Source organism: Neisseria sp. P0020.S005, assembly GCF_051957055.1.
Lineage (GTDB): Bacteria > Pseudomonadota > Gammaproteobacteria > Burkholderiales > Neisseriaceae > Neisseria > Neisseria subflava_A.
In genome coordinates, this window is the sequence record NZ_JBQCWV010000067.1 from 1 (window position 1) to 446 (window position 446).

General features: G+C 52.7%; 1 protein-coding gene. It reads left to right on the forward strand.

What is annotated here, in order from left to right:
- A partial coding sequence (locus tag ACTHTU_RS11330; RefSeq protein ID WP_440362603.1) for a potassium transporter TrkG occupies positions 1-446 on the forward strand: 446 nt, incomplete at both ends.

Genomic DNA, 446 nt, shown 5'->3' on the forward strand with positions numbered 1-446 from the left:
AATGTGTATAATAGACAGGTCCATGAGTTTCACCGATGCGTTTTTTGAAGCGATGGCGGGGCTGACGGCAACGGGGGCAACAGTGATTTCCGGCTTGGATACGCGGGATCCGTCGGTCAGTTTTTGGCGGCACATGCTCAACTGGCTTGGCGGTATGGGTATTATCGTGCTGGCTGTGGCGAGTTTGCCGATGTTGGGCGTGGGGGGGACACAGCTCTTCAAAGCGGAAATTCCGGGTATGGATAAGGAAAGCAAGATGGCTCCCCGTATTTCGCAAGTGGCCAAATGGCTTTGGTTTGCCTATGCGCTGACAACTGCTGCGGCTTTTGTATCCTTGCATATTGCTGGTATGGGCTGGTTTGATGCCTTGTGTCATGCGATGTCGGCTGTGGCCTTGGGCGGTTTTCCGACACATGATGACAGCGTTGCATATTTCAATTCTGTAG